Origin of the sequence: Microbacterium sp. (assembly GCF_031988965.1) — a bacterium.
Lineage (GTDB): Bacteria > Actinomycetota > Actinomycetes > Actinomycetales > Microbacteriaceae > Microbacterium.
Map to the genome: position 1 here is coordinate 30,952 of NZ_DALZXX010000006.1, position 3,339 is coordinate 34,290.

At 70.7% G+C, this 3,339-nt stretch carries 4 protein-coding genes; 2 read left to right on the plus strand and 2 right to left on the minus strand.

Annotated elements, in window-relative coordinates; all coding sequences use genetic code 11:
• Together RTM68_RS03580 and RTM68_RS03585 are read left to right on the plus strand one after the other, a co-directional pair.
• Nucleotides 1–1,007: glycosyltransferase (locus RTM68_RS03580; protein ID WP_312168306.1), on the plus strand; the 1,007-nt coding region annotated here is incomplete at its 5' end.
• Entirely contained in the window at nucleotides 1,004–1,972 is a 969-nt protein-coding gene (locus RTM68_RS03585; RefSeq protein ID WP_312168309.1) for a glycosyltransferase family 1 protein, read from the plus strand. The genes RTM68_RS03580 and RTM68_RS03585, both read left to right, overlap by 4 nt.
• Before the next feature lie 3 nt (nucleotides 1,973–1,975).
• Here RTM68_RS03585 and RTM68_RS03590 read toward each other — a convergent pair whose 3' ends face one another.
• Both RTM68_RS03590 and RTM68_RS03595 read right to left on the minus strand, forming a co-directional pair.
• A complete protein-coding gene (locus tag RTM68_RS03590) occupies nucleotides 1,976–3,076 on the minus strand; it encodes a glycosyltransferase (protein WP_312168312.1) in 1,101 nt (366 codons plus the stop codon).
• On the minus strand, nucleotides 3,073–3,339 hold a 267-nt coding region (locus tag RTM68_RS03595), incomplete at its 5' end, for a hypothetical protein (protein ID WP_312168315.1). The genes RTM68_RS03595 and RTM68_RS03590, both read right to left, overlap by 4 nt.

Genomic DNA, 3,339 nt, shown 5'->3' on the forward strand with positions numbered 1-3,339 from the left:
GCCGCTTCTCGGTCGACGGCGAGACCTGGCTCGCCAAGACGCCGCTGCGCCGACGCAAGGCTGCGGCGGTGGGCCTGATGCCTCTCGCATGGCGAACCCTTCCGCCGGTCGACGCCGAGTGGGTGCTCGCCAGCTCGCATCTCTTCGCCCACCACGCGCGGTTCGCGGGTCCCGCCCGCGGCGTACCCAAACTCGTGTACGCCCACACCCCTGCCCGGTACATCTGGAACCCTGAACTCGATGCCCGCGGTGGCTCGCTGCCCGCGAGAGCGGCCGCGAGTGCCCTGAAGGGCCTCGATCGCCGCCGCGCGCAGGAGCCGGTCGCGATCGCCGCGAACAGCGTCTTCGTGCAGAAGCGCATCGAGGACGCCTGGCGCCGTGAGAGCACGGTGATCCACCCGCCCGTCGACGTGGGAGGCTTCCTGCGCGCCGCGGCACCGGACCAGCGCGAGCTCGACACCCTCGCGCGCCTTCCGGAGCGCTTCCTTCTCGGGTTCTCCCGATTCATCCCGTACAAGCGGCTGGAACTCGTGATCGACGCGGGCATCGCGGCGGGCGTGCCGGTGGTGCTCGCGGGCGCGGGCCCCGACGAGGCCCGACTACGTGAGTTCGCCGATGAAAGGGCAGGCAGCGCGGTCTTCTTCGTCCCCTCCCCCGGAGCCGAACTGTACCGAGCGCTTCTGCAGCGCAGCATCGCGCTCGTCTTCCCCGCGATCGAGGACTTCGGCATCGTGCCGGTCGAGGCGATGGCCGCGGGTCGCCCGGTGATCGCCAACGCGGTGGGCGGTGCGGCCGAGACCATCGTCCACGGGCGCACCGGCGCACTCGTCGAGGGCTGGTCTCGTGACGAGATGCGCAGGGCGGTCGAGATGGCCGCCACACTGTCACCGGATGCGTGCCGGGCGCAGGCGATGACCTTCTCGGAAGAGGTGTTCGCCGACCGCATCCGACAGTGGGTCGCCGATTCCCTCGACGGAGCACAGACGCCGGAGCCGAGGCGAGCATGACGCGCCTGTTCGTCGATGACCGCTACCGCGGCGCGCACGGCATCGGCCGCTACGCCGCTGAGGTCCTGCCGCGACTCACCGTGCCGTGGGAGCCGCTCGGTCTCGACGGCTCTCCGTTCACCGCGGTCGACGCCTTTCGCGGCGCGGGCCCGGCTGCGGCTCGCGATGCACTCGTCTACTCCCCCGGGTACGGCGCTCTCGTCCGTGCTCGACGTCAGCTGCTCACCCTGCACGACCTCATCCAGCTGCGCGGACCCGGGCTGAGCCGCTGGAAGTTCGCTGCCTACTACGCGGGTCCCGTGCGCGATGTCGTGCGCCGAACCGGGGTCGTGCTGACGGTGTCCGAGACCTCGGCCCGAGCGATCCGCACGTGGGTCGGCGACGACGCCGTCGAGATAGTGAACGCGGGAAACGGATGCTCCGAGGCGTTCCGTCCCGCTGAGGCGGCGACGAGCCCCGCCGAACCGTACGTGCTGTTCGTCGGCAACGGCCGCGCACACAAGAACCTCGATGTGGTGCTCGACGCACTGGTCTCCGCGCGCGATGTCCGCCTCATCGCCGTGGTTCCCGAGCGCGAGATCGCCGAACTGGGTGCGCGCGCGGCCCGCCGGGGTGTGGACGCCCGGGTGCGCTGGATCACCGGCGTCGATGACCACGAACTCGCCGATCTCTACAGGGGCGCAGCAGCCACCGTGATGCCCTCGACACTCGAGGGATTCGGACTCCCCGCGCTGGAATCGATCCGATGCGGCGTGCCCGTCATCCACTGGGCTGGGTGCGAGGCCGTGGCGGAGATCGTCGGCGACCGCGGGTGGGCGGTGGGCTCTCCCGACGATCCGAGGGAGTGGTCGAGCGCACTGACAGCCTCGGTGGAGTCACCGCGCCGCGTGGACCCTCCCCCTGGGTACGACTGGGGCAGGACCGCGGGACTCATCTCCGAGACGATCGCGCGCGTGCTCGGCTGACGCTCAGTCGACGGGATGCCGGACCGTGCGCAGGAACTCCTCGAGCTCCTCGGCCTTGAGGTCCCATGATTCCTCGAATGCGGCGTGCGCTCCGGCGCGGTTCGGGGACGGCCGCGACAGGGCGCGGTCGAGCGCGGCATCCGCATCACGGTCGCCGGTGTAGACCTCGACACCGAGGTCGGGAAGCCCGTGGATGCCGGGTGTCTCCCGCGCGACGACGGCGAGACCTGCCGCCAAGTACTCGTAGAGCTTCATCGGACTGCGCCCGGCGTTGAGGGGGTTGTCAGAGAGCGGCAGCAGCCCCACCCGAGCGGTGTGCAGCAGTGCCGGAACCTCGGCGTAGGCCACGGGGCCGACGAGGTCGACGTTAGGGGGCAGGGATCGGGTCTGGCGTGCGTGAGGGCCTGCGATGACGAAGTCGACGTCAGGATGCGCCTGCGCCCAGGCATCGACACGGTCCCAGTCGAAGCGGTCGTCGAGAGCGCCGACGTAGACGCACCGGGAGGCTCGCGGGACCTGCTCATCGACGGGCGCAGCGAAGCGCCGGACATCGGCGCCGTTGCCGAGAACGAGAGAGGGGACGCGCACGGGTCCGAGTCCTCGCAGCACCTCGTCGGACGTGGCGACCACGCCGTCGACCGCAGCGAGGATGCGCCGCTGCAACGAGTTCTTGAGGCCCGAGAGGTAGAGGTCGGTGGGGCGATAGATCACCGTATCGGCGAGCGCGCGGACGGAATCGTCCCACAGCAGCGGCTGATCGATGAGCACCGCATCGAATCGCGCTGCGACGCCCGCACGCTCGAGCAGTCGGGCGACGCTCGGCGCTCCCGCCTGCGCCGGAAGGACCGTGCGCGGAACGATATGCACCACACCATCACCGTCGCGCTGCGCACCGCGCGGCACGGTCTCGAGGTCGCTCCCCCTCACGCGCCCGGTGACCCGATGCACGAGCGAGATCGGCGTACTCAGGTGCACCACATCGAATCCGCGCACAGACAGCTCGCGCGCATAGTGGTGGCTCCCGACCCGGAACGCGCCGAACCGATGACTGTGGGAGAGGAACAGGACGCGTGCGTCCGCGTCCGGTGCCGGAGTGCCGGTCATGCTCGCGCCTCGCGAACAGCCGCACGCATGTCGCGCTCGATCTCTCCGAGCGTCGCCGCGGCGGCGTGCACGTGCTCGGTGATCTCTGCCGCGCGCTGCGGCGTCGCCGTCAGCGCCGCTGTCATGCGCGCCGCATCGGCGGTGGTCGAATCGACGGATATCCCCTGCAGGTCGATGGCTGCGAAGGCCTCCGCGATCTTCGCCGTCGGGCTCGGAACGAGCTCGACGGGAACCGCGCCGCTGAGGGCTGCGAGCACCAGGAC

Excerpts from the sequence above, each read along its gene's own strand:
- RTM68_RS03585 (WP_312168309.1), top strand. The coding sequence starts at position 1,004 with ATGACGCGCCTGTTCGTCGATGACCGCTACCGCGGCGCGCACGGCATC.
- RTM68_RS03590 (WP_312168312.1), bottom strand. The coding sequence starts at position 3,076 with ATGACCGGCACTCCGGCACCGGACGCGGACGCACGCGTCCTGTTCCTC.